This window comes from Acidithiobacillus thiooxidans ATCC 19377 (assembly GCF_009662475.1).
GTDB lineage: Bacteria > Pseudomonadota > Gammaproteobacteria > Acidithiobacillales > Acidithiobacillaceae > Acidithiobacillus > Acidithiobacillus thiooxidans.
Map to the genome: position 1 here is coordinate 705,471 of NZ_CP045571.1, position 23,708 is coordinate 729,178.

Annotated in this window: 27 protein-coding genes; 17 read left to right on the forward strand and 10 right to left on the reverse strand. The window is 53.7% G+C overall.

The annotated features are described in order from the left end of the window. Position 1: 1 nt before the first annotated feature. Together GCD22_RS03770 and GCD22_RS03775 are read right to left on the reverse strand one after the other, a co-directional pair. Positions 2-1,087, reverse strand: coding sequence for an IS630 family transposase (locus tag GCD22_RS03770; protein ID WP_153940443.1), 1,086 nt, complete (start codon positions 1,085-1,087; stop codon positions 2-4). 76 nt (positions 1,088-1,163) lie between these two features. Next, positions 1,164-1,781, reverse strand: coding sequence for a carbohydrate porin (locus tag GCD22_RS03775; RefSeq protein WP_153940444.1), 618 nt, complete (start codon positions 1,779-1,781; stop codon positions 1,164-1,166). Positions 1,782-1,965: 184 nt separating this feature from the next. On the opposite strand from GCD22_RS03775, the gene GCD22_RS03780 reads away from it, so the two are divergent. The 5 genes from GCD22_RS03780 to GCD22_RS03805 all read left to right on the forward strand — a co-directional run bounded on the left by GCD22_RS03780 (position 1,966) and on the right by GCD22_RS03805 (position 6,407). Next, positions 1,966-2,922 (forward strand): metal ABC transporter solute-binding protein, Zn/Mn family, encoded by a 957-nt coding sequence (locus GCD22_RS03780; RefSeq protein ID WP_176211971.1) that lies wholly within the window; start codon positions 1,966-1,968, stop codon positions 2,920-2,922. A gap of 4 nt (positions 2,923-2,926) precedes the next feature. After that, positions 2,927-3,748, forward strand: a complete 822-nt coding sequence (locus tag GCD22_RS03785; RefSeq protein ID WP_031569030.1) for a metal ABC transporter ATP-binding protein — start codon at positions 2,927-2,929, stop codon at positions 3,746-3,748. Between the two features lie 4 nt (positions 3,749-3,752). Continuing rightward, positions 3,753-4,634, forward strand: coding sequence for a metal ABC transporter permease (locus GCD22_RS03790; RefSeq protein ID WP_031569033.1), 882 nt, complete (start codon positions 3,753-3,755; stop codon positions 4,632-4,634). Positions 4,635-4,636: 2 nt separating this feature from the next. Continuing rightward, positions 4,637-5,455, forward strand: coding sequence for a metal ABC transporter permease (locus GCD22_RS03795; RefSeq protein WP_031569036.1), 819 nt, complete (start codon positions 4,637-4,639; stop codon positions 5,453-5,455). 523 nt (positions 5,456-5,978) lie between these two features. After that, positions 5,979-6,407 carry a GNAT family N-acetyltransferase gene (locus GCD22_RS03805; protein WP_153940445.1) on the forward strand — a complete coding sequence of 143 codons (429 nt, stop codon included), beginning with the start codon at positions 5,979-5,981 and terminating at the stop codon, positions 6,405-6,407. Between the two features lie 62 nt (positions 6,408-6,469). Here the strand turns inward: GCD22_RS03805 and GCD22_RS03810 are convergent, their stop codons facing one another. From GCD22_RS03810 to GCD22_RS03820, 3 genes are all read right to left on the reverse strand, one after another. Beyond that, entirely contained in the window at positions 6,470-7,096 is a 627-nt protein-coding gene (locus GCD22_RS03810; protein ID WP_031569041.1) for a trimeric intracellular cation channel family protein, read from the reverse strand. Between the two features lie 254 nt (positions 7,097-7,350). Next, complete coding sequence (locus GCD22_RS03815) at positions 7,351-7,797, reverse strand: phosphate-starvation-inducible PsiE family protein (RefSeq protein WP_031569047.1); 447 nt, start codon at positions 7,795-7,797, stop codon at positions 7,351-7,353. Between the two features lie 256 nt (positions 7,798-8,053). Further along, on the reverse strand, positions 8,054-8,857 hold the full coding sequence (locus GCD22_RS03820; RefSeq protein ID WP_031569049.1) for a helix-turn-helix transcriptional regulator: 804 nt from the start codon (positions 8,855-8,857) through the stop codon (positions 8,054-8,056). Positions 8,858-8,977: 120 nt separating this feature from the next. Here GCD22_RS03820 and GCD22_RS03825 point away from each other — a divergent pair, with 120 nt between their 5' ends. The 5 genes from GCD22_RS03825 to GCD22_RS03845 are packed head-to-tail and all read left to right on the forward strand — an operon-like array spanning position 8,978 to position 12,300. After that, on the forward strand, positions 8,978-9,739 hold the full coding sequence (locus GCD22_RS03825; RefSeq protein ID WP_081577168.1) for a class I SAM-dependent methyltransferase: 762 nt from the start codon (positions 8,978-8,980) through the stop codon (positions 9,737-9,739). A gap of 44 nt (positions 9,740-9,783) precedes the next feature. Further along, positions 9,784-11,196, forward strand: coding sequence for a 3-isopropylmalate dehydratase large subunit (gene leuC / locus GCD22_RS03830; protein ID WP_031569051.1), 1,413 nt, complete (start codon positions 9,784-9,786; stop codon positions 11,194-11,196). After that, positions 11,177-11,344, forward strand: coding sequence for a hypothetical protein (locus tag GCD22_RS03835; RefSeq protein ID WP_153940446.1), 168 nt, complete (start codon positions 11,177-11,179; stop codon positions 11,342-11,344). The genes leuC and GCD22_RS03835 overlap by 20 nt, the downstream gene beginning before the upstream one ends. Beyond that, positions 11,344-11,973: a 3-isopropylmalate dehydratase small subunit gene (leuD, locus tag GCD22_RS03840; protein ID WP_031569053.1), complete on the forward strand. Its 630-nt coding sequence runs from the start codon at positions 11,344-11,346 to the stop codon at positions 11,971-11,973. Before GCD22_RS03835 ends, leuD begins: the two co-directional genes overlap by 1 nt. A 15-nt stretch (positions 11,974-11,988) precedes the next feature. Then, positions 11,989-12,300 carry a hypothetical protein gene (locus tag GCD22_RS03845; RefSeq protein ID WP_031569055.1) on the forward strand — a complete coding sequence of 104 codons (312 nt, stop codon included), beginning with the start codon at positions 11,989-11,991 and terminating at the stop codon, positions 12,298-12,300. Positions 12,301-12,311: 11 nt separating this feature from the next. Here GCD22_RS03845 and pdxH read toward each other — a convergent pair whose 3' ends face one another. Genes pdxH through GCD22_RS03860 form a run of 3 tightly spaced genes read right to left on the reverse strand, consistent with a single transcriptional unit; the run spans position 12,312 to position 14,411 of the window. After that, the gene (gene pdxH, locus GCD22_RS03850; protein WP_031569057.1) at positions 12,312-12,968 is read right to left on the reverse strand and encodes a pyridoxamine 5'-phosphate oxidase; all 657 of its coding nucleotides are present in this window, start codon (positions 12,966-12,968) and stop codon (positions 12,312-12,314) included. A gap of 25 nt (positions 12,969-12,993) precedes the next feature. Further along, positions 12,994-13,653 carry a ribose-5-phosphate isomerase RpiA gene (rpiA, locus tag GCD22_RS03855; protein WP_031569059.1) on the reverse strand — a complete coding sequence of 220 codons (660 nt, stop codon included), beginning with the start codon at positions 13,651-13,653 and terminating at the stop codon, positions 12,994-12,996. After that, a complete protein-coding gene (locus GCD22_RS03860; RefSeq protein WP_226842621.1) occupies positions 13,650-14,411 on the reverse strand; it encodes a type 1 glutamine amidotransferase domain-containing protein in 762 nt (253 codons plus the stop codon). Before GCD22_RS03860 ends, rpiA begins: the two co-directional genes overlap by 4 nt. A gap of 518 nt (positions 14,412-14,929) precedes the next feature. Between GCD22_RS03860 and GCD22_RS03865 the strand changes: the two genes are divergently transcribed. From GCD22_RS03865 to GCD22_RS03895, 7 genes are all read left to right on the forward strand, one after another. Further along, on the forward strand, positions 14,930-15,895 hold the full coding sequence (locus tag GCD22_RS03865; RefSeq protein WP_010636938.1) for a COX aromatic rich motif-containing protein: 966 nt from the start codon (positions 14,930-14,932) through the stop codon (positions 15,893-15,895). 15 nt (positions 15,896-15,910) lie between these two features. Then, on the forward strand, positions 15,911-18,019 hold the full coding sequence (locus GCD22_RS03870; RefSeq protein WP_031569066.1) for a cbb3-type cytochrome c oxidase subunit I: 2,109 nt from the start codon (positions 15,911-15,913) through the stop codon (positions 18,017-18,019). Between the two features lie 92 nt (positions 18,020-18,111). Beyond that, positions 18,112-18,747, forward strand: coding sequence for a cytochrome c oxidase subunit 3 (locus GCD22_RS03875; RefSeq protein WP_031569068.1), 636 nt, complete (start codon positions 18,112-18,114; stop codon positions 18,745-18,747). Next, the gene (locus GCD22_RS03880; protein ID WP_010636935.1) at positions 18,744-19,184 is read left to right on the forward strand and encodes a cytochrome o ubiquinol oxidase subunit IV; all 441 of its coding nucleotides are present in this window, start codon (positions 18,744-18,746) and stop codon (positions 19,182-19,184) included. The genes GCD22_RS03875 and GCD22_RS03880 overlap by 4 nt, the downstream gene beginning before the upstream one ends. 11 nt (positions 19,185-19,195) lie before the next feature. Continuing rightward, complete coding sequence (locus tag GCD22_RS03885) at positions 19,196-20,134, forward strand: cytochrome C oxidase assembly protein (RefSeq protein WP_153940447.1); 939 nt, start codon at positions 19,196-19,198, stop codon at positions 20,132-20,134. 21 nt (positions 20,135-20,155) lie between these two features. Further along, the gene (locus tag GCD22_RS03890; protein WP_153940448.1) at positions 20,156-21,136 is read left to right on the forward strand and encodes a heme o synthase; all 981 of its coding nucleotides are present in this window, start codon (positions 20,156-20,158) and stop codon (positions 21,134-21,136) included. A 31-nt stretch (positions 21,137-21,167) separates the two neighbouring features. Then, positions 21,168-22,355, forward strand: coding sequence for an MFS transporter (locus tag GCD22_RS03895; protein ID WP_024894128.1), 1,188 nt, complete (start codon positions 21,168-21,170; stop codon positions 22,353-22,355). A gap of 19 nt (positions 22,356-22,374) precedes the next feature. Here the strand turns inward: GCD22_RS03895 and GCD22_RS03900 are convergent, their stop codons facing one another. Both GCD22_RS03900 and greA read right to left on the reverse strand, forming a co-directional pair. Next, positions 22,375-23,205 carry an undecaprenyl-diphosphate phosphatase gene (locus GCD22_RS03900; RefSeq protein ID WP_024894127.1) on the reverse strand — a complete coding sequence of 277 codons (831 nt, stop codon included), beginning with the start codon at positions 23,203-23,205 and terminating at the stop codon, positions 22,375-22,377. Between the two features lie 24 nt (positions 23,206-23,229). Beyond that, positions 23,230-23,706, reverse strand: a complete 477-nt coding sequence (greA, locus tag GCD22_RS03905; RefSeq protein ID WP_031569085.1) for a transcription elongation factor GreA — start codon at positions 23,704-23,706, stop codon at positions 23,230-23,232. Positions 23,707-23,708: the final 2 nt, after the last annotated feature.

Sequence of the window (23,708 nt, forward strand, 5' to 3'; positions counted from 1 at the left end):
CCTAGTGTAGTGTTGCATTCTGTTTGCTGCTTAAATGGCTGTTGGCGCGAATGACTTTTTGCAGGATGTCGCGGGCGGTTTTGGTCCAGATGAAAGGTTTGGGATGGGTGTTGTGGTGGTCGATGTACCCCTCAATGGCCTGGATGAGTTCAGGCACACTGGTGAACACCCCACGACGTAACCGCTGGGTCGTGATATCCCGAAAGAAACGCTCGACCATGTTGAGCCAGGATGCCGAAGTGGGCGTAAAGTGCATGTGAATACGCGGGTGCTTGTCGAGCCACGCCTGTACTACCGGGTGTTTATGGGTCGCATAGTTGTCGGCGATCAAATGCAGAGCCTTGTCCTTGGGCGTCTGCCGATCAATTTTCTTCAGGAACTTCAGCCATTCCACATGGGTATGGCGCTGTTGACACTGTCCGATGACCTGACCATCCAGCACGTTGAGGGCGGCAAACAAGGTCGTGGTACCATTACGTTTGTAGTCGTGGGTCATCGTTTCTGCGCGGCCCTTTTTGAGGGGAAGTCCCGGTTGGGTCCGGTCCAGGGCCTGCACCTGACTTTTTTCATCCGCGCAGAGCACCAAGGCATGCTCCGGGGGAGACATATACAACCCCACAATATCTTCCAGCTTTTCCACAAAATGCGGGTCACGTGACACCTTGAAACCACGCAGCAGATGAGGCTTGAGGCCATGCTTGCGCCAATGCCGTGACACACTGGCGGCACTGACACCCAGTTCTGCCGCCATCCTACGCGTACTCCAATGCGTCATCGCTTCCGGCTTACTCTGCGTGGTCAATTCTACCAGACGGGCCACATCCACTTTCACCGGAGGGGCGCCGCGCGGTAAATCGCGTTCAATGCCCGACAAGCGGTGTTCCAGATAACGCTTGCGCCAACGTGCGACTTGCAGGCGATCCACCCCCAGGCGCTCCGCAATTTCTTTGTTCTGCAAGCCCTCTGCCGCCAGCAATATCATCCGTGCCCGTAATGACAAGCGGACACTGCTTAATCGGGAGGCGACTATACGGGACAACTCGGACCGCTCTTCGCTGGTTAAAGTGACTGTGGGCGCAACTCGCAAGGCTCGACTCCATTCATACCCTCAACATGGAGCTATTTTATCATCATTAACCTTAAGGTTCACCAAGAATGCAACACTACACTAGCATTACCGTGGTATTTCCCCAGCTCGCTGCAGCAATGGCTCCGAGACTGGAATAGGGATAAGTGGGCGTGAAGGGAATGTTGGCCGAAATGATGGGATAAATACCATAAGAGGCATTGAACAGTTCGCCTGCTACTCCGGTATCATTGAAATAGTCGTTAGGATTGAGCAAGCCGAGGCGCAAGGTATAGTCGCCGAATTTTTGTCGATAATAAGCCTTATAAAGATGGGCCATGTGTTGATAGGGCGTAGTGAGATTGGAGACGCTCTGTAGATCACCAATGTACAAACTGTCGGGGTTGCTGCTGTCCGCAGCAAGGCCTTCGACTACAAAAAGGCCCCCCTGCCACCAACCGGCCTTACCTGTATGCAGGGCCAGTCCGCCTTTCCAGAGCCCGGTTGCGGTGCTGCCGGTACTGATGCCACCACTCAGATTGGAAACGCCTTCTACCTGACCATGAATGACCAGGGAAATCCTCCGCCACCAGTTTTGGTGCGCTGCTTCGGGGATGGATTGCCCCGTACTGGCAGCCCAGGCGGGGGCAGTAGATGCGCAGAAAAGAATGCTACTCAATAGGATGTTGCGGTAACGGTTTTGCTGGCGAAGCATGAGTTCTCCCTTGTTTACTCGATATTGACGGTAACTATTATCACTATCAACTGCAATAAAAGTGTTTATATCGTGGTGAAAGGCCACTTGACAGACCCGGCATCGTTCCTTAATATGCAACAAAGTTGCATATAATATGACGCACAAACATGCCGTTATCAATACCACTTTTAGGAGAATCACTATGTATCACACTGAATCCAATGAGTTATCGCCATCTAAACTGTTCAGGCGGCATACTGGCGCCGGGTGGCGTTTTCTGCCTTTGCTGTCCTTGTTGCTGGGTCTGGGTGCTGCACAAATGGCCGCAGCAGACACCATTCATGCCGTCGGCGTAGAAAATGAATATGCTAATGTCATCAGCCAGATTGGTGGAAAATATGTTGACGTGAGTGCCATTGAGAGCAATCCCAACACGGACCCCCATACTTTTGAGGCGAGCCCGTCCGTGGCCAGAGAAATTGCGGCGGCCCAGTTGGTGGTCCGTAACGGCGTGGGTTATGACAGTTGGGCCAAAAAAATTCTGGCGGCTGATCCTAATTCCAAGCGGCAGGTGATTGTGGTTCAGGATCTGTTACATTTACCCGACAGCACCAAAAACCCGCATCTCTGGTACAAACCGGAAACCATGCCGGCGGTTGTCAAGGCGGTTGCGGCGAGCCTGAGCAAGCTGGATCCTGCCCATGCGGCTTTTTTCAAGGCCAATGTTCAAAAGTTTGATGCTTCGCTGAAGCCCTGGTACGCCGCCATTGCCAGTTTCAAAGCGCAATATCCCCATACTCCGGTAGCGGTTACCGAACCCGTAGCGGATTACATGCTGCAGGCGGCAGGCTGCGATCTGAAAACCCCCTGGAATCTCCAGGCGGCGATCATGAATGGGACCGATCCGGCACCCCAGGATGTCAGCATCCAGAATCATCTGTTCAAAAATCATCAGGTCAAGGTGTTTCTGTATAACCAGCAGGTCACTGACTCCCTGACCGCGTCTTTCCTGAATAATGCCAAGGCGGCGCATATTCCGGTGGTGGGCGTTTATGAAACCATGCCAACCGGGTACACTTATCAATCCTGGATGCTCGCAGAAGTGGATGCCCTGCGCGCAGCCGAAGAACATGGTACCTCTACGACGGTGTTGAAATAATATCTTGACCAATCAGAGTCCGATTCTTGCGGTCGCCGATCTTTCTGTGGATCTGGGCGGCCGCAGTATTTTACGGGATGTCAGTTTTGACTTGTATCCCGGGCAGCTCTGCGCCCTGATCGGTGAAAATGGGGCGGGTAAAACCACCCTGTTACGTACCTTGCTGGGCCTGATTACCCAGCGTGCCGGCACGGTGCTGATCGGCGCTGCGCCGGCTCGTGAACATCGCGAGATGGTGGGCTATGTTCCCCAGAAAATCAATTTTGATCCGGATCTGCCCTTGCGCACCCGGGATCTGGTGCGTTTGGGGCTGGATGGTCAGCGTTTGGGGTTGCCGTTTTTTAATGGACGCACCCGCCATGCGGTGGATCAGGCGCTGCAAGCCGTGGGCGCGGAAGAATTTGCCGATCAGCGGGTTGGAGAATTATCGGGGGGGCAGCAGCAGCGTGCCGTCATCGCCCATGCTCTGGTTCGCAAGCCGCGTCTGCTGATTCTGGATGAACCGCTGGCAAATCTCGATTTTGGTAGCGCCAATGCACTGGTAGATCTGCTGGGGCGTTTGATTGTCCAGCAACAAATGACGGTGCTGGTGACTGCTCATGATATGAATCCGCTGATTCCGGTGATGGACCGTCTGGTGTATCTGGTAGACGGGCGCGCCGCCACCGGCACGGTTGCCGAGGTCGTGCAGGCGGAGGTGCTCAGCAAGCTTTACGGTTATCCCGTTTCGGTTCTGCACCATGGCGGGCGGATTCTGGTGCTGCCCGATGCCCCCGAAAATGCCGATGTGGCCAATATGAATCGTTGTGCAGGTCACGGAGTGTGAGCGGATGTTTGCTTTTTTAAGCAGTCAGCCGGTACAGACTGCGCTTATTGTGGGCAGCTGCGCGGCGTTGGTCAGTGCCCTGATTGGGGTGTTTACTGTGTTGCGTGGAAATGCTTTCGCCGGTCATGCCCTAGCTGATGTCAGCAGTGCCGGAGGAGCCGCTTCGTTTTTATGGGGTATCAGCCCCTTGCTGGGTTTTCTCGGCATGGCCTGGATTGCTGCATTCGGGATGGAATTTCTGGGGGTCCGCAAGGCGCGGGAAAGAGATCTGGCGACCGGGATTGTGCTGGGTGCCGGTCTGGGACTTTCGGCGCTATTTTTGTATTTGGATGTCACTACCACCAGTACCACCGGTGCCGCTGTATCGGTGATGTTCGGATCTTTATTCGCCATTTCGCAAGGCTTGATCTGGCCAGCCATCCTGGCGGTACTGGCGGTGTTTTTGCTGGTCGGCTTGTTTTATCGGCCGCTGATTCTGACAGCGGTGGACCCGGATTTGGCGACTTTGCGGGGTGTTTCCCCACGCTGGATGGGTTTGCTACAACTTCTGGTGCTGGGACTGGCCGTTGCGGTTTGTGCTCTGGCGATTGGCGCGGTACTGGCGACGGCGCTCCTGATCGGCCCTGCCGGAGCGGCGATTCGTCTCAGTCGACGACCTGCCCAGGCTATTTTCTGGGCGATGATTATTGCCCTGACGGCGGTCTGGTTGGGAATCTGGATGGCCTACGAAAGTTATTACTGGTTTTCCGGTAATGCCTGGCCCGTCAGTTTTTTTGTGGTGGTCCTGATTTTTCTGTTTTATCTACTGGCTATGTTCGGTTCTTCGTGGAGCCAGAAATACCAGCGCCGGGGCATTGCGTCCCTGCGCCGCCTTCAGGAGCCTTAGCCGTGTTTTCCAGTTTTATGATCAACACCTGGATTGCGGGTACCGCCATTGCGCTGGTGGCCGCACTGGTCGGTTATTTTGTGGTAATTCGCCATTCGGCCTTTGCAGCCCATGCCTTGCCGTTGGGAGCCTTTCCGGGGGCGGCAGCGGCTAATCTGCTCGGAGTGAATCCTTTTGTTGGCCTCCTGGTTTTTGTGGGAATGGGGGTGCTGCTCTTGCGTCAATTGGCCCGTATAGGGCGGCGTGACGTGGGAACCGGACTGCTGCTGGTGCTCTTTTTGGGCGTCGGTGCGCTGTTTCTCAGTATGACCAGTGAATACGCCCCTGAGGTATTTTCGCTGCTTTTTGGTGAGATGCTGGGTGTCAGCGATGCGGATTTGTGGCCCATACTGGTGATTTCCGCCCTGGTCACGGTGGTTATGATCACTATTTTTCGCCCCTTGCTGCTGGATTCCAGTTTTCCTGATCTGGCTGCTTTACAGGGGATTTCTGCAGCACGCATGGATCTGATTTTTCTAAGTCTGCTGGCGCTGGTGACGGCTTCAGCCCTGCCAGTCGTCGGTGCCTTTCTGGTTTTTACCTTGTTGGTGGGGCCACCTGCTGCTGCCCAGTCGCTGAGTATTCACCCGCTGCGCAGCCTGCTCCTGGCAGTAATTTTTGCCGAGAGCAGCATCTGGTCAGCCATTGCGCTGTCTTATTGGACCAACTGGCCCATCGGTTTTTTTGTCGGCATGCTGGGCGCCGGACTTTTTACCCTGGCCCGCAGTTATCGTCACTGGAGTCAGCGACAACGCCCGGTCGTGCAGGTTTCTGGCTTGTGAATCTTTATGCAGTAATCAGGCGTTGACGGTACTCAGGCGCAGCATCAACGACAAGCACAAAACTCCTGCTGGCCCCTCTGAGCTGGTTGCTCATCGCTCAGAACGGTTTTTACCCAGCAGGTGGGCGTTGTGGTCAATAAGATCACGTTGCTCCGGCAAAGCCCGCAAGTTGATGGCGGTAGCGCGCATGACAGCCTCCTCATGAAACGCAATAGATATACAAACGGTAGAGTGGCGTATAGCTGTTGTCAATTCAAAGCTAGCGGCGAGTCATACGGCTTAGGCATGGGCATGAGTGATGATCGGTTGAGTTGATGTCGTCTGGCACGACTATTCACCGGCCTTGATTTTGATGACAAGAGTCGGTCGCGTGGTGAATATAGTACTATAGATGCGGCTGAAAAGGTTTTGAATAAGATTCGGCTCAATACCCAAATTTTATGCAGAGAAAGGGAGAATCTGCTTGCACACTCAAAAAAGAATCTTCTAGGACAATGACCCAGGCTCAGAGTAGGAGATAAGAATGGATCGTCGTTTATTGATTCGATTGTTGGCGAAGCAGGAGCTGACAATCATTTTGCCCTTGGTACAGGTCCTTAATCCTGATGTGCTGCCCGATCTGCTCGCGCAGCGGCTTGAGGATATGATGGGGCAAGGGTATCAATGTGTTGCCGCCTTTTTGGATGATGATTGTGTCGGGGTGGCGGGGATTTGGCAGGGAACGCGCTTTTGGTGCGGTCGTTATCTGGATGTAGACAACGTGGTCGTGGATCCTGCATATCGCAGTTCCGGGATAGGACGGCAGCTTATGGACTGGGTTGAACAATATGCCCGTCAGCAAGGCTGCGAAATCATGGTGTTGGATGCGTACGTCACCAACCATTCGGCACGCTGGTTTTATGAGCGAATGGGTTATCAGGTGCTTGGCCATCATTTTGTCAAGTCATTGTGATCAAAGGTGAAAATTGACATATTTTGGCATGCGCTGTATGGTAATTTTAGCATTTCAGGCGGTTAGCGCGGTCTGGGTAAACTCCAGTGTCGGTACAAGGCCATCATGCGCAGAATAAAGGACAGTGATGCGCCAGCCAGAGTACTTTCGATGGCGGGTAAATGCGCATAATCGCCAACCAGAGTAACTGCTGCCCCCAACAACGCCGCAGATGCATAGATTTCCGCACGCAATACCACAGGAATCTCGGCGGTTAAAATATCGCGTACCATGCCGCCGCCAATGCCACTGATCATTCCCAAAACTGCTGCCATGACCGGAGACAAGCCATATGTCAAAGCCTTTTGTGCCCCCGTAGCAGCAAAAACACCCAGGCCGGCAGCATCAAAAAGCAGTACAGGATGGCGCAAATGATCAAAAAGGTGATGAAAGAAAAATACACCGACCCCTGCGAGAACCGCCAACGCCATGATATGCCAGTTGGCAATGGCCTCCGGGGGAATGGCACCGATCAGCAAATCCCGTAAGATGCCCCCTGAAACCGCAGTAACAACGCCCAAAACGACAATACCAAAAATATCCATTTGACTGCGCACCCCGCGCATTGCTCCGCTGATGGCAAAGGCGAATATCCCTAACAGGTTGATCAGGTTCAAGAAGAATGTTGTGGTAGAATGAGTCAACTGCATGGTCTCCATTTGTTTGGTTTTTTTATGCGTCCGTACATTGAGCGCCGGGCGATACTATATGGTCAGTAAATCAGGTGGAAGTCATCCATCCTTTGAGGCCTTGGAACAACTGGGCGCGGTATAAATTGCCACGCGAGACCGGAGTTTGTGAAAATGCTTTATGGACGGTAGAGACTTAAGCTGGGACAGCTATCAGTGGATCAAGATAGTCGACATAGGTTTGTTGAAAGCGTTCCTTGGGCCGTTTGTTCGCTTCATGGCGCTTTCCGGCCAGTACCCAAGCGGCTGCGGGCCACGAGGAAGTAAGCGATGCCGGTAGCCAGCAGGGCGCCGCTGATCATGGCGTAGAATATGAGGTCATCCTGCGGGATGGTTTCTCCTCCGCCTTTCACGGGGATCAGAATCAGTTGTCGCAACAGCGTAATCATGGCGACTTCAAAAAACACCTCGACATGAAAAATACCGCTGCGCATGAAGGTGATTTCGGCGGAAATCAGGGCTGACAGGACCCAGACAATAAAAAGCGTGCCTAAGGCGTGGAGAAAGCCAGCTGCCAGTATGTGCTCCCGGAAAGCGTCCACCACATCATGACTGAATTGGATCATGATCAATACGCTGGCAGCCGCCAGGGCGACGGCAATAAACAGGTGAAGGGTATAATTCAGCATTCGTAGAACGCCGTTGAAACCATCATTCAACATCAGGACTCCTTTGGCTGGATGCGCATGCCTGGCGACGCAGGGCATGATAGATGATAACGAGGGAACCCTGCCATTGATTTAGTCTGGCAAATAATAATAAATAAATTATAAACATATAAAAATTAATCAAGCTACTGAACTCAGCGAATCCATAAATCCACGATCATGTTGTTTCCAGTCTCCCTCGCGAGCTAAGAGCGATGATGAAGTGGTATATTACCGCATAACCCTAGCGGAGCATTGCCCTTCCACATGGTTACACAAGATCATCTTCCTGATAGGGCAATAAAATCACCAGTTTCATATCCGTATGTGCCGCTGGTAATAAGGTGCTTTGTTCATACACCACGCGCCCATGCATTGGGTGCTGGAATATCCGGCGACCGCCTTCTCTTTCCACTACATCCTGGGCAGGCCAGAGCCCGGCAAATGTGCGGCTCTGACTTTGCAGTTGGGTGATGATCCGGGCCATTTCGGGATCATCCAGGTGCTTGCCAACATCGGCACGAAACTCGGCGACCAGACGTCGGCAACGGCTATGCCAATCATCGACGAAGTTTCTGGCGCCGGGGTCGAGGAACAGAAATTCCAGCAAATTGGGAGGCTTTTCCTCGGGAACCGGACTGGCTGGTAACCAGCCCGCAAAATGTGCGGCGGCGGCAGCATTCCAGGCAGGTACATTCCAGTAGCGATCCAGGATATAGGCAGGATATTGCAGGATTTTGAGAAGGTGGAGCAGGGTGGGCGCTACGGCAGAAGGGGGAGATTCCAGCTGGGGATCAGCCTTGCCCGCAAGATGAAACAAATGCTGCCGTTCAGCTTGGGATAGTTGCAGTGCCTTGCTGAGGCGATCCAGCGTGGGCACGGAAGGTTGTATCGGCCGCCCCTGCTCAATCCAGGTGATCCAGGTGCCACTGACTCCCGAGAGCATGGCGAGTTCTTCGCGGCGCAGCCCGGGAGTGCGGCGGCGTCCAAGCGCATTCAGGCCAGCCTGCTGCGGTGTTGTTTTTTCGCGGTGGCGACGAATAAACGCCCCCAAGGCCAAGCTGTCTCCAGACATCGGTATAATCCATGGAAAGCACAATACTGGTAGTAAATATACCAGTATATATGCTCATATTGTACCAGTTTAATGGCCTTCGTATGATAGGTGTATATTCTTTTGGAAGACCTAAAGCCCATGAGTAATCAGCAAAAACTGGTAGAGAAGCAATTCGGTGTGGCGGCGACGGATTATCTCCATAGCCCGGCACACGCACAGGGTGCAGATTTACAGCGTCTGCGTCGGGAGTTTACCGGACAGCCGGCCATGCGGGTGCTGGATCTTGGCTGCGGGGCGGGGCATGCCAGCTTTACACTGGCGGAAGTTGTCGGGGAAGTGTTCGCGGTGGATCTTTCCGGCGAAATGCTGCGTGTGGTAGCTGACGAGGCGCAACAGCGTGGATTGTCTAATCTCCACACCGAAAAAAGTACGGCAGAATCATTGCCTTTCGCCGATGCTTATTTTGATGGAGTGGTGACGCGTTTTTCCGCCCATCATTGGGCGGATGTCCCTGCGGCACTTCGGGAAATGCGGCGTGTACTCCATCCTCAGGGAAAATGTGTCATCATCGACGTATGCGCACCCGAAAATCCATTACTGGATACTTTTCTGCAGACGGTCGAAATTTTACGTGACCCTTCTCATGTGCGGGATTACCGGGTTTCAGAATGGCAGGCGATGTTGGCTGCAGCCGGGTGGCAGATGCCTGATCAGGATACCTGGAAGCTGCCCCTGGATTTTGCCAGTTGGATAAGCCGGATGCGCAGCCCGGAAGAGCGCGTAACAGCGATTAAAAGCGTATGGGCCGGGGCTTCAACCGAGGTCTGTGACCACTTTGCGCTGCAGCCGAATCATGATTTTTCGCTGGATGTGTGCTGGATGACGGCATTGCCCTTATGAACAACATTGGTTAATTTTGGACATGGATGTTTGAGGAGAAGCTTGTGGCAGCAAAAACGCTTTATGACAAGTTGTGGGAAAGCCATGTGGTGCATACGGAGGCCGACGGTGCCGTATTGCTTTATATTGATCGGCAGTTGCTGCATGAAGTCACCAGCCCCCAGGCCTTTTCGGGTTTGCGCGCGGCGGGGCGCAAAGCCTGGCGGATTGATGCCAACATCGCTACGGCCGACCACAATGTCCCGACTACGGATCGGGCGGCGGGTATTGTCGATCCGACTTCCCGTTTGCAGGTGGATACCCTGGATCAGAACTGTGCGGAATTCGGTATTGAAGAATTCGGCATGCTGGATCCGCGCCAGGGCATTGTGCATGTAATTGCTCCCGAGCAGGGACTCACTCTGCCGGGCATGACCGTGGTGTGCGGCGATTCTCATACGGCGACTCATGGTGCGCTGGGTGCGCTGGCCTTTGGTATTGGCACCACGGAAGTGGAGCATGTGCTGGCGACCCAGTGTCTATGGGCACGCAAATCCAAAAGTATGCGGGTATGGGTGGATGGCGAACTGGGTCGGGGCGTCACCGCCAAGGATATGGTGCTGGCCATTATCGGCAAAATGGGTACGGCGGGCGGTACGGGCTACGCCATCGAATTTGCCGGACCAGCCGTGCAGGCTTTGTCGGTAGAAGGGCGCATGACCTTATGCAATATGGCCATTGAAGCCGGCGCGCGCTCGGGTATGGTTGGCGTCGATGCCATAACCATTGATTACTTGCGGGGCCGTCCCTATGCCCCGGTGGGCAGAATCTGGGATCAGGCTGTGGCGGCCTGGAATGAACTGCATTCGGATGCGGATGCCCGCTTTGATGCGGAAATTCGTCTCCATGCAGCAGATATCGCGCCTCAGGTCACCTGGGGAACCAGCCCCGAGATGGTTGCAGAAATTAACGCCACCATTCCCGATCCTGCCCAGGAATCAGATATGGTGCGTCGTAAGGGCTGGACGGACGCTCTGGCCTATATGGATTTGCAGGCCAACACCCCGTTGTCTGCGATAGCGCTCGACAAGGTTTTTATTGGCTCCTGTACCAATGCGCGCATTGAAGATCTGCGCGCTGCTGCTGCTGTTGCCAAGGGGCATCAGAAAGCGGCTTCGGTAAAAGTGGCCATGGTGGTTCCCGGCTCGGGACTGGTGAAAGCCCAGGCCGAAGCGGAAGGGCTGGATCGTATTTTCAAAGCGGCGGGCTTTGAGTGGCGTGAACCGGGTTGTTCTATGTGTCTGGCTATGAACGCCGATCGTCTGGAGCCTGGAGAACGTTGCGCCAGTACCAGTAACCGGAACTTTGAGGGGCGTCAGGGAGCCGGTGGCAGAACTCATCTGGTCAGCCCGGCTATGGCAGCAGCAGCCGCGATTGCCGGACATTTTGTGGATGTACGTGACTGGTCCGTACCATAAAAAGCGCGCCGGCTCCTGGGTGTTGCGCATCGCTCTGGGCTTATGCAGCCTGGGGATGGTGGAAATTGGCATTTTTTCGAGCTTGCGGGGTTGCTCGGCAGAAGTGGCTGCCGTGGAATATCTCGTCAAGCGACAACTGGAGAAATAATGGAAGCTTTTACCGTATTAGAGGCAATTGTCGTCCCCCTGGATCGTCCCAATGTGGACACCGACGCCATCATTCCCAAGCAGTTTCTCAAAACCATTGAGCGACAGGGCCTGGGCAAGCATCTTTTCGATGCCTGGCGCTATCTGGCACAGGATGGCAGGCAGGTGGAAAACCCTGAATTCATCCTCAATCAGCCGATATATGCTGATGCAAAGATTTTACTGGCCCGGGAAAACTTTGGTTGTGGTTCCAGTCGTGAACATGCTCCCTGGGCGCTGGCAGATTATGGTTTTCGCGCCATAATTGCCCCCAGCTTTGCCGACATCTTTGCAAACAATTGTGTGCAGAACGGGATTTTGTTGATTCGACTGTCCGCAGAAGAAGTAGATCATTTGTTTCATGAAGTGGCGGCTAACCCCGGCTATCGTTTGCGCATTGATCTTCCGGCCCAGGAGGTGCAAACCATGGGAGATAGTCGCTATTGTTTCCCCATGGATGCCGGACACAAACACAAGTTATTGAATGGTCTGGATGATATTCAATTGACCCTGCAGCATGAAGGAGCCATTCGCGCTTATGAGGCAGCCCGTCGACAATCAGCGCCCTGGTTATTTCGGGATGGTATTTAAGGAGATTTGATCAATATGATTCAGGATGCAGCGATAGAAGAGGAGGGCTTGCAGCCCGTTCGTGCCGATGCCGTTATCATCGAAGGGAAAACCAAACGTGGCAAGCCCTGCAAGGTCATTGACAATACCTGTCAGGTTCCCAGGCAGGAGTTGCAGGCGCTACTGTATGACCTGATCGAACAGGAACATTTCGGCCCTTCCGGTTTGAGTATGGCGGGAGGCAACAGCATTCGTATCGGGGCACCGCAATCTGCCCATGTGCAGCTTGGCAACGATATTTATCGCATGATTCTGGTGGATTACGAGGCGCGTATTGAAGTGTTTTGAGCCATGACGGCTCAGGGCATGAGTCGTTCAATCAACCAGGCATGACTCGCGTCACCAGAACGCCGATAAACAAACCGGTCATGCAGGCGGTCACGACGGCCCTGCCAGAATTCAAAACGCTCTGGAATCAGCCGGTACCCACCCCATGCCGGGTTGCGTGGGACGTTGTCCTCAGGATAGCGCTGCTGTAATTCGGCAACACGCGCTTCCAGATCAGCACGACTGGCGATGACCTGACTCTGGATGGACGCCGCAGCAGAATAACGGCTGCGGCTCGGGCGTTGTTGAAAATAGCTTTCGGCCGCTGCCGTATCCAGGGGTTCTACAGGGCCGTTGATGCGCACCTGACGATCATTTTCCGGCCAGTAGAATACCAGTGCTGCATGCGGGTTGGCGGCCAGTTCCTGACCCTTCTGGCTGCGCTGGTCGCTGTACCAGCAGAGCCCCTGTTCATCAAAATGCTTGAGCAGTACATAGCGCGCATCAGGATGCCCGTCAGCATCAGCCGTAGCCAGCACCATGGCGGTCGCATCAAAATTACCCGCCTCTGTCGCGGCAGCCAGCCAGGTGGCCAATTGCTGAAAGGGATTGCTGTCCAGATCGTGTCGATGCAACTCCCCGTGGGTAAAGTCCCGCCGGGTACTGCGATGGTCGATTTCACCTTCCATTAGGCACTTCTCCTTTGAGCAGGGCTCAGGCCTTTTTCTCAATGACTCCGTTTTCGCTACCGAAGAGCATCACATCGGCGCGCCGGTGGGCGAAAATGCCGTTGTCCAGCACGCCCGGAATCAGATTGATGACGGCCTCCATTTTCACCGGATCAGAAAAATCCAGACCGGTGACATCAATGATGACATTGCCATTATCGGTGGTCACGCCATTGCGTAGGGTAGGGGTCCCACCCAGCTTGACCAGTTGTCGGGCGACAAAGCTGCGGGCGAAGGGGATGACTTCCACGGGTAGGGGAAATTTGCCCAGCATGGGTTTGTCCTTGCTGGCGTCGGCAATGCAGACGAACAGCCTGGCCGCACTGGCTACAATTTTTTCCCGGGTCAGTGCCGCTCCGCCGCCTTTAATCAGCCGGAAATGCGGGTCAGCTTCATCGGCACCGTCTACATAAACGGGAATGTCACCGGTGCTGTTGAGGTCCAGCACATTCAAGCCCTGGGCTTTCAGGCGATTTTCGGTAGCAATGCTGGAGGCGACATAGCCATCCACATGAATTTTTGCAGCACCCAGGGCGTCAATGAAAAAGTTGGTGGTTGAGCCTGTACCTACGCCCACCACCATACCGGGCTGGATGTAGGCGAGGGCGGCTTCGGCCGCCATTTTTTTGAGAGCATCTGCATTCATTGCCTGTTTTCCTTGTTAGTCTGAAAAAATAATCGTTGTATAAAAGCTTCCGTCAGTGCTGCTGCCGAGGCTGGATTCTGACCACTCAGAATTTGCGCATCATCGACCACATGGCTTTGCCAGGATTCTCCGACACTAACGAGGAATCCCGCATTTCTCAAGTGCTCTTCCAGAGTATAAGGCCAGCGGCCGGCCAGCGCAGTAGCGGCTTCTTCAGCGGCACTGAAGCAGGTGACCGGATTGCCGGAAAAGGGCGGGTCGCTGTGATCGTGCGCAGTCGCCAATAAGGCAGCGCTCCCGTGGCATAAGGTCGCCAATACCTTGTGATGATCACGGCAATGCTGGAGAAGGCGTGCAACATCGACAGACTTTGCTAAATCCATGAGAGGACCATTTCCGCCCGGAATAAATACTCCCTGCATAAGATCCAGCTGCCCGGCCTGCAGACTTTGCAGGGAAACAGGATGCTCCAGTTCGGGTATGCAGGTGATCTGCTTCGCCAGTTCGCTGGCTTTTTGCGAGTCATGGTTGAGATTGGCAGGATCCAGACTTTCCGGATCTACTATGGGGATACTGCCGTCTAGCGTACCAATAGACAAAGTCCAGCCAGAGTTTTTCAGCAGATTCCACGGAACGACCAATTCTTCGGCCCAGAAGCCAGTGGGTACCCCGGTGCCATCCCGGAGTTGCAAAACCCGGGCGCTACTGAGCAGAAATAGAATATAGGGCTGCTGGTTCATGAGAAAAGTGTAACACAAAAGTCTGCTGAAACAATAAAAATATATGTAAGGTTAATCTTGTATTTTTATAATATACAGTCGTAAATCAGGCCATTTTAAATATTAATAAAAATATAATAATATATTATTTTTTAGATTATCTTGTTGATACATTCTAAATCTATTCAATGCGAGAGAAGAAATTATAAGCGGTTTAATACAACATTAAACATTGAAGTAATGTTTTTTAAATTTTAATTTTCGCAATAACAAAATGATTGTTATTGATTTTTTGTAATATAACAAAATAAGAGTATTATTATATTCGTAATAAAAAATTAAATATATTCATAGCACTAATGAGACTTTTATTAACCCAAAAATATTTGTGGGGATGTTCTATTGATTTGCAGGCTTCTCTGCACTACTTTTACACCCGAGATTCGAATTAGCATAAAAAGTATAAGTTTGTATTGTTTTAATCAAAGCTGATTGGATAGTAACCGCTATCTTGTTTTATTGCGGATCATTTGTTGTCCGCCAGGGGGAAATACATAATGGATTTAAATTGGAGGAACTGGCTGAAAAAGGGGTGGCGCGCTGCGGCGTTGGCTCCCGTTTTGTTGCTGGGTGGTTGCGCACATAACCCTTTCTGGATATTCGATCCCAAGGGGGTCATGGCCAAAACCGATTTGTTTTACATGATCGTGGATGTACTGATCATGGGTGCGATTGTCGGACTGACAGCCTTGCTGGTGGTCTGGTTCATGTGGCGTTATCAGAAAGGCAAGAACCGGGGCATGTATGATCCGCACTGGTCTCATTCCAACACTATTGAAGTGTTTGTCTGGGGTATCCCAATCATTGCCGTCGGATTTCTGTCCTACTTTGCCGTCAGGGGAACTTTCGAAATCAACCCTTATAATCCGACGGTCATCACCCACCATATGAAGCCTAATGGGGACCCGGTGGAAGTGGATGTCATTGCTACGGATTGGCAGTGGTTATTTGTTTATCCGCAATATCACATGGCGGTAGCCAACGAGCTGGTTCTGCCGGTACACACTCCAGTTTTCTTTCGTCTGACTTCCAGTGCCGTGACCACAACCTTCTTCATTCCCCAGCTGGTCGGCATGATTGACGTAATGCCCGGTATGCGTACCAAAAATGCTTTGTTAAGTGATCATGCAGGTGAATATCAAGGTATTGCTTCTGACTATGCCGGTGCAGGTACTTCCTGGATGACTTTTAAAACCAAGATGGTTGACAAGGCAGACTTTGCGCAATGGGTGCAAAAAGTGCAGCAGGCCCCTGGCAGCATGACCTATGCCAGCTTTAACCGTTTCGCGGAGCCTTTCATTAATGTCAATCACCACTTGGTTTACTTCTCTTCAGTGGAGCCGGGTCTGTTTGATCATGTCATGACTGAAGTGATGCGCGGAAAAACCTGGCCAATCCCGCCGATGATGACGGAAAACATGGTTGACTACATGAAAAAGCAAGCCGCTGAACATCGCGATTAATCGGAGGATCATCACATGCTCGTAGATTTACCTGGGGGCTGGAGCCCTCTTCTGGGGCGTCTCGCCTGGTCGCAGATTCCCTATGCCAATCCGATTCTGGCACCGCTCTTCGTAGCGGTGGTCATCGGGGCCATTGCCATCATTGGTCTGATTACCTATTACGGTAAATGGACTTATCTCTGGAAAGAATGGTTGACTACGGTTGATCATAAGAAACTCGGTGTCATGTACATCATCATCGGTCTGGTGATGCTGTTTCGGGGCTTCATCGATGGTTTGATGATTCGTACCCAGCAGGTCTGGGCCGTGGGTCCACATTCTTCCGGGGTGTTCGGATCTCTGCATGGTTATCTGACCCCTTTTCACTTTGGTCAGGTTTATAGTGCCCACGGTCTGATCATGATTTTGCTGGCAGCAACCCCGTTGCTGGTTGGCTTCATGAACATTATCGTGCCGATCCAGGTTGGTGCCCGGGATATGGCTTATCCCTACCTGAATGCCCTGGGATTATGGATTACCGCTGCGGCTGCGGCGTTGATCATGATTTCCCTGTTTGTGGGGGATTTTGCCCACAACGGCTGGTTTGAATATGCGCCGATTTTTGAAATGCAGTACAGTCCGGGTGTGGGTGTGGATTACTGGATCTGGACCCTGCAACTGGTGGCTTTGGGTACGACCCTGGGCGGTATCAACATTCTCGCCACAATCATTAAAATGCGGGCTCCCGGCATGACCTGGGGCAAGTTGCCGATTTTTGTCTGGGCCTCACTGTCGGCCAACGTCATTGCTTTGACTTCTTTCCCGGCCCTGCAGATTGCCTTGGCTCTGGTTGCTGCCGATCGCTATCTGGGTGCGCATTTCTTCACGGCCGGTATGGGCGGCAATTTGATGCTCTATACCAACCTGTTCTGGATCTGGGGTCACCCGGAAGTGTATTTCGTAATCTTGCCGGCTTTCGGCATGATGTCGGAAATTTTCCCGACTTTCTCTGAAAAACCCCTGTTTGGTTATATCACCATGGTGCTGGCCAGTATGGCGATTGCCGGGGTGTCCTGGCTGGTCTGGCTACATCATTTTTTCACCATGGGTGCAGGCCCCTATGTCAATTCGGCTTTCAGTGTGGCCACCATGCTGGTAGGCATTCCTACCGGGGTGAAGGTGTTCAACTGGGCATTTACCATGTACCGGGGGCGCCTGACCTTCAACGCTGCCATGCTCTGGGCGATTGGCGCGCTGTTTCTGCTGCTGATCGGGGGCTTGACCGGCATGATGCTGGCCATTCCTGCCATCAACTACATGGTTCATAACAGCGTGTTTGTGGTTGCACATTTTCACTCCATGTTGCTGGTTATCGTCTACGCCATTTTTGGCTCTGTTCTGTACTGGTTTCCAAAAGTGTTCGGTTTCAAGCTGGATGAGTTCTGGGCGAAAACCATGTTCTGGTTGTTCTCCGCTGGCACGGCACTGGTATTCGTGCCCATGTACATGCTCGGCTTCATGGGCATGACCCGGCGTCTGGAATATGTATTCAATACCGGATGGCAGCCTTATCTGGACGTCATGGAACTCGGCATTGTCGTTTATACCCTGTCGGTATTGGCCTTTTTCATCCTGCTTTATGTCAGCGTACGGGATCATGCGAAAAATCGTGTGGGTGCGGACGCCTGGGGAACCTCACGTTCCTTGGAGTGGCTGACCCATTCTCCCGTGCCGTTTTACAACTTTGCAGTGCTTCCCCATATCAATGAACGGGACGAAGTGGCATGGCGCCGGCAGCATGGTATCGACAACGTCCGTCCTGAACATTACGAAGACATTCACATGCCCAACAACACGGGTGTGGCCATCATTATGGGCGGCCTGACTTTCGTGCTCGGTTTCGCGCTGACCTGGCGCATCTGGTGGCTCTGTCTTGTGTCTTTGCTGGCCATCATCGGGTTGATGATTATCCGTTCATTCAGGGGAGACCCCGGCTACATCATCACCGGTGCCGAGTTGCAGCGGATGGAAGAAGAGGCCTATCGCCGTGAGGCGCAAATTGCCGACAGTCATCACAGCCATCCCGTCAGCGGTGGGGTAGTGGGTAATGCCATGGCCTATCAGCGCAACGATTCGTCGAAATAAGCGGTTCTAAATTCGACAGAATGGCTTCAGTGCGCAGGCGGCATTCAGCACAACGGACGTCTGCGCTACTCACGAATTGAGGAGTTTTAATTATGAGTTCACATGCCAGTACGGTTGATCCCAAAAAAGCGGAATTGTGGGATACCCATCATCATTCCCATGATGTGATTTCCACCCGCACCCTGGGATATTTTTTGTACCTGCTCAGCGACGGTATGTTGTTCGCGACATTGTTTGCCGCTTATGGGGTGCTGAGTTATCAACATAGTTATTTCGGTGGGCCGACCCCTGCTGAATTCGTCAAACCCTGGTACACCTTTGCCCAGACCATCGCCCTGTTTTTGAGTGTTCTGGCTTATGGTTTCGGTATGAATGCCCTGAAGCACAAAAACAAGAGCGGCTTGATCAACGGTATGCTGGCAGCTTTTGTGCTGGGTGTGGTTTTCCTGGTTCTGGATATTCGTGACATGAGTCATCTGTATTCCATGGGTATTACCCTTGCCAGCAGCGGCGGCATGTCGGCATTCATGGTGCTGACTCAGGTGCACGCGACCCATATTTTCTTCGGCTTGATCTGGATTCTGGTGATGATTGCTCAGGTGATGACCAAGGGCTTTACCGAGGAAACGGTGGGTCGTCTGCTCACCCTGCGGATGTTCTGGCATTTGCAGGCGGTGATCTGGGTTTTTGTTTATATCTTTGTCTACTTGTGGGGATACATATCATGAGTCACGGTGCCGCAGATCCGACCATGCATCCGGAAGTGCAACTGTCCACTTCCAAGGGCTACTTTCTGGGTTTTGCCATTTCGGCTTTCCTGATGTTGGTGGCAACTTTTCTGGTGACCTCTCATTCGGTTCCACCTTTCGGTTTGTTGATGGTGATTTCAGTGTGTGCGGGAATTGCCGTGATTGCCCAGATTTATTTCCTGCTGCATATCGATATTTCCGAGCACAATATCTGGAATACGGTGGCCCTGGTCCTGTTTATTCCTCTGTTCCTGATTACCATCGGACTGACCTGGTGGATGTTCTCACAGCTGTATCTGCGGACCATGGATATGTCAGTGATGTCATCGGCCATGCAACCTGCCGTGCACGCATCAGCCACTCCCGGAATGGCAGCCATGCCGGGTATGAACGCTCATTCGGATTCAGGTAACTAAGGAGCACGAGAATGGCTACGTCCCTGGGAGCAAAGCCCGCAGTAGTTTCGGATACAACACTTCCCCACGCCATAGAAGGGGAGATGACGCCGGCGGTGCGCATGATTGGCCGGATCATCACGGCCGGTCTGCTGCTGGCGGTGGCGGCAGGTCTCTGGCAGGGTTTCAGCAGTCACGGACTGCTGAATGGCCTGGTCAACGGCCTCAAGGCCAGCGAAGTCGGCTTTGCCATGGTCCTGATCCTGCTCGGCAGCATCGTCGAAGGCTTCGGTTATGGCCTGTCTCTGGGGACCAAGTGGCCCTACACCCGCAATATTGTTGTGCTGATGGTCCGGGGTGACCCGGAAGCCGCCCATCGGGTCGTCGCCACCCTGGTCGGACTGGTTGCCCTGGCACTGGTCATTCTCGCCCCCACGGTCACCACCATCAGTGGTCTGATTCTGATTGTCGTGACCGCCCTGTTTGGCATGGGCACCCTCTACGTGCTCGCCGGTCGGGCCCCGGCTTTTGTGCACGGCACCCATGGCCTGCTGGCTTATGGCGTGTTCCTGGTTTACCTCACCGGGCTGGCCTACCCCGGTCTCAATTTCTGGACTTATCTCGGTGCCATGGGCGCGCTCCATGCCCTGCTGCTCGCGGTCTTTCTGGGGGGCATGACCACCGGACAACGCGGCTTCGGCACCGCGATCGGCGCCTTCGTACAACCCCGGAAAGCCTCGCAGTGGACCATTGCCGCCCACATCACGGCGGGCCTCATTCTGGTCGCCACTCTGGGCTACATGATGCCCGCCTACCCGATTGCCTTCTATCTGGCTGTCGGGCAGTTCGCGGTTGGATTTTTACTTTTTCACGCCGTCAGCCTCAAACCCAAAGACCCCGGCATCATGGTCGCCTTTCACCAGAGCATGGTACTGCTCATGGCCCTGGCCATTGTCCTGGTCTGGCGCTGAGACACGGCTACAGGAACCCGCATGAAAAGTCACGTGATCACCGCTACCCCCAGCGACCCCGACGGCCTTCTGTCGGCCGCAGGAACAGAAGCCGCCCGCCACCAGAATTTTCGCCCCGGCCTCTTTCTCCATGACCTCTGGGTCCTGGCCAAAGCCCGGGTCGTCTCCCTGCTGGTCTTCACCGCCGCCGTCGGCGAAATACTCGCCCCCAACGCCCTGATCCACTGGCAGTCCGCTCTCGCCGGACTGTTCGGCATTGCCCTGGCCGGTGGTGCGGGCGGCGTGCTCAACCAGATCGTCGAACCGGACCTCGACCAGCACATGCGCCGCACCCTGCACCGGCCGCTGGCCGAAGGCCGCATCAGCCGCCGGGGCGCCATCGTCTACGCCGTTCTGCTCATGACCGCCGCCATTGCCATTCTCGCCTGGGGCACCAACCCCCTGACCCTGATTCTGACCCTGGCCGGCACCGTGGGCTACGGCGTGGTCTACACTCTCTACCTCAAACCCAGCACCCCCTGGAACATCGTCTGGGGTGGGCTGGCGGGTGCCCTGCCCCCCCTGATTGGCTGGACCGCCATCACCGGCAGCATCGCTGCCCTCCCGGTGGTTCTGGTCCTGCTGGTGTTTGTCTGGACCCCCGCGCACTTCTGGCCCCTGGCCATCAACTGCCGGCGCGACTACGCCAAAGCCTGCATACCCATGCTGCCCTGCACCCACGGCATCGACCGGACCCGCAAGGAAGTCCTGAACTACGCCATCCTCACCTGGGTAGTCAGCATGATCCCGGCGTTTCTGACCGGAGACTGGATTTATGGTGGCATTGCCTGGCTCTCGGGCGCCTGGTTTGTGGGCATGGCCTTGCGCCTGAAAGCCCTGCCCGAAGGCCAGGAAATGGATCAATACGCCCGCAGCATGTTCGCTTATTCCATCTCTTATCTGTTTTTGCTTTATACTGCCCTGATCCTTGGTAAACTAGTGATGGGTTATGGCTTCTTCTGAAAAACGCCGTGGACGGGTGAAAGGCCCGTCCATGAGTCCGCAGGAAAAACGGGCTGTCAGTGGCCTGAGCTTTATTTATGTCGCGCGCATGCTCGGCCTGTTTATGCTCATGCCAGTGCTGGCCCTCGATAATGACCAGTTACGATACAGTACGCCCCTGTTGCTGGGTCTGGCTATTGGAGTTTACGGGCTTGCCCAGGCTGCTTTGCAATTTCCTTTCGGGGCAGCCTCCGACCGCTTTGGACGGAAAAAGGTGCTGGTTTTCGGCATCATCCTTTTTATTCTGGGCTCATTGCTGGGCGCAGTGACCCACAATATTTATGGCATTATTCTGGCGCGGTTACTGCAAGGTGCCGGTGCCGTGTCTTCGGTGCTTCTGGCTACGGCTGGAGACCTGACCGGCGATCAGCATCGTACCAAAGCCATGGCGGCCATTGGTGGCAGTATTGCTGTTGCCTATGTGCTGGGTATTGCTATCGGTCCGGTATTTTACGGACTTTGGGGTTTGACCGGGGTGTTCCTGGTAGCGGCGGCACTGGGAGTGCTGGCGCTATATCCGCTCTGGAAAATTATTCCACCTATTGCGCACGCGCAGCAGAATCGTATGGGTAGCTGGGCGGATGCCATGAAAATGTTCCGCCATCCACCGGTACTCACGGCCAGTGTTGGAATTTTCATTTTGCAGATGGTTCTGGGTGCGAGCTTTGTGGTGCTTTCTCCAGAACTGGTCAATGCCATGCACATTCCCGAAAGTGGCATCTGGGAAGTGTATTTGCCGGTCATGCTGCTTTCGGTGCTGCTCATGCTGTTTCCGGTAATTTATGCGGAAAAAAACAAGCAACACGGGCAGATGCTGATTGTCAGCGGTCTCGCCATTGCGGTTGGAGCCCTGATTATGGGACTGGAATCCGGAAATTTTTGGCCCGTAGGTATTGGCGCGGTTATTTTCTTTGCCGGCTATAATATTGCTTCGGCAATATTGCCTTCGATGATGAGCCGCAGCACCCTTCCCGAACAGCGTGGTGCCTCCAGTGGCGTGTATTCCATGATGCAGTTTCTGGGTATTTTTGTGGGCGGGGTGTTGGGAGGATGGGGTCTTGGCCTCGCGGGAGATCAAGGCGTGTTTTACATTCTCACCGCAGTGGGTATTATTCTGGCGATTCAGAGCTGGAATGGTAAACGCATGGCCTTATTACTTGCTCCGGATAGTCATTCCTGAACTTTCCCAAGCACAGTTTTTAGCCGCCTATCAGCAATGCCAGCGCCCCGAAACCGATGCAGTAAATTCCGAAGGGGCGCAAGGCGGTAACTTCGTGTTTGTGGAAGTAATGCATCAGAAACCAGACTGAACCCCAGGCACAAAGTCCAGCGAGGGCCCCTGCCAGGAAAATGGTTCCCAACAAGCCGCTGTGCATGTGGGCGTGAAAAAGTTTGGGTACTTCCAACGCACCGGCAGCCGCAATAATCGGTGTTGCCAGTAAAAAGGAAAAACGGGCAGAGTTTTCATAATCCAGTCCTACGCCAATCCCGGCCACCAGAGTGGCACCTGAACGGGAAAACCCGGGAATCAGAGCCATGGATTGAGCAAAGCCAATAATGATGGCGCGCATCCAGCTTAGGTTATCCAGTGAATGACTGGGATGACGGGAGCGTAATCGGTCACCCCAGATCAGCATGATTCCGTTTGCCATCAATGCAACGGCCGCAAAAGTGAAACCGCCAAAAAGATAGCGGATTTTATGGGCGAGAAGGAGGCCGAGAAGACCCGCAGGAATGGAAGCAACGAATAGTATCCACAATAATCGCGATTGGGGATTGCTGGGCTTGCCCCGCGCCCGTACAAAGCCACCAATCAGGGCTGCCCAGTCTTTCCAGAAAAACAGCAGGAGAGCGGCGGCGGTGGCAAGATGCAGGACCACCACAAAAGGCAAAAACCAGTCCGCGTCGCGATTGATGGGCCAGTGCAGCAGGGCCGGAACGAGAATAATGTGCCCGAGGCTGGAGATGGGAAACAGCTCGGTAACCCCTTGCAGCATGGCCAGCAACAACAGGTAGATATGATGGATCACGATAGGATGCTCTTAGGCTGGTTTTTATTCGTAGCGTACGGCGAGAATGGTGTACTCGCGGGCACCTGCAGGGGCGCGCACTTCTACCAGATCGCCTTCGTGTTTACCAATCAGGGCGCGGGCAATGGGCGAACTGATGGAAATTTTATTTTCCTTAATGTCCGCTTCGGCATCTCCTACAATCTGATAAGTTACTTCCTTGCCTTCTGCGTCTTCCAGCTCGACAGTTGCAGCAAATACAATTTTTCCACCGGTATTCAGCGTCTTGGGGTCTATGACCTGGGCGCGGGAGAGAAAATCCTCCACCTCACGAATGCGTCCTTCAATAAACGCCTGCTGTTCCTTGGCGGCGTCATATTCGGCATTTTCCGAAAGGTCGCCCTTGGCACGGGCTTCGGCAATAGCCTCAATGACGGCGGGCCGTTCTACGGATTTCAGCCGTTGTAATTCTTCGCGCAAACGTTGTGCGCCGATGACAGTCATGGGGACTTTATCGCTCATGT

Bases quoted from the DNA above. Each gene is read 5' to 3' on its own strand.
- GCD22_RS03780 (WP_176211971.1), top strand. From the start codon at position 1,966: ATGTATCACACTGAATCCAATGAGTTATCGCCATCTAAACTGTTCAGG.
- GCD22_RS03845 (WP_031569055.1), top strand. From the start codon at position 11,989: ATGATTCAGGATGCAGCGATAGAAGAGGAGGGCTTGCAGCCCGTTCGT.
- GCD22_RS03825 (WP_081577168.1), top strand. From the start codon at position 8,978: ATGAGTAATCAGCAAAAACTGGTAGAGAAGCAATTCGGTGTGGCGGCG.
- GCD22_RS03775 (WP_153940444.1), bottom strand. From the start codon at position 1,781: ATGCTTCGCCAGCAAAACCGTTACCGCAACATCCTATTGAGTAGCATT.
- rpiA (WP_031569059.1), bottom strand. From the start codon at position 13,653: ATGAATGCAGATGCTCTCAAAAAAATGGCGGCCGAAGCCGCCCTCGCC.
- GCD22_RS03895 (WP_024894128.1), top strand. From the start codon at position 21,168: ATGAGTCCGCAGGAAAAACGGGCTGTCAGTGGCCTGAGCTTTATTTAT.
- greA (WP_031569085.1), bottom strand. From the start codon at position 23,706: ATGAGCGATAAAGTCCCCATGACTGTCATCGGCGCACAACGTTTGCGC.
- GCD22_RS03815 (WP_031569047.1), bottom strand. From the start codon at position 7,797: ATGTTGAATGATGGTTTCAACGGCGTTCTACGAATGCTGAATTATACC.
- GCD22_RS03865 (WP_010636938.1), top strand. From the start codon at position 14,930: ATGGATTTAAATTGGAGGAACTGGCTGAAAAAGGGGTGGCGCGCTGCG.
- GCD22_RS03790 (WP_031569033.1), top strand. From the start codon at position 3,753: ATGTTTGCTTTTTTAAGCAGTCAGCCGGTACAGACTGCGCTTATTGTG.
- GCD22_RS03820 (WP_031569049.1), bottom strand. From the start codon at position 8,857: ATGTCTGGAGACAGCTTGGCCTTGGGGGCGTTTATTCGTCGCCACCGC.
- leuD (WP_031569053.1), top strand. From the start codon at position 11,344: ATGGAAGCTTTTACCGTATTAGAGGCAATTGTCGTCCCCCTGGATCGT.
- GCD22_RS03890 (WP_153940448.1), top strand. From the start codon at position 20,156: ATGAAAAGTCACGTGATCACCGCTACCCCCAGCGACCCCGACGGCCTT.
- pdxH (WP_031569057.1), bottom strand. From the start codon at position 12,968: ATGGAAGGTGAAATCGACCATCGCAGTACCCGGCGGGACTTTACCCAC.
- GCD22_RS03870 (WP_031569066.1), top strand. From the start codon at position 15,911: ATGCTCGTAGATTTACCTGGGGGCTGGAGCCCTCTTCTGGGGCGTCTC.
- GCD22_RS03885 (WP_153940447.1), top strand. From the start codon at position 19,196: ATGGCTACGTCCCTGGGAGCAAAGCCCGCAGTAGTTTCGGATACAACA.
- GCD22_RS03810 (WP_031569041.1), bottom strand. From the start codon at position 7,096: ATGCAGTTGACTCATTCTACCACAACATTCTTCTTGAACCTGATCAAC.
- GCD22_RS03875 (WP_031569068.1), top strand. From the start codon at position 18,112: ATGAGTTCACATGCCAGTACGGTTGATCCCAAAAAAGCGGAATTGTGG.
- GCD22_RS03880 (WP_010636935.1), top strand. From the start codon at position 18,744: ATGAGTCACGGTGCCGCAGATCCGACCATGCATCCGGAAGTGCAACTG.
- GCD22_RS03805 (WP_153940445.1), top strand. From the start codon at position 5,979: ATGGATCGTCGTTTATTGATTCGATTGTTGGCGAAGCAGGAGCTGACA.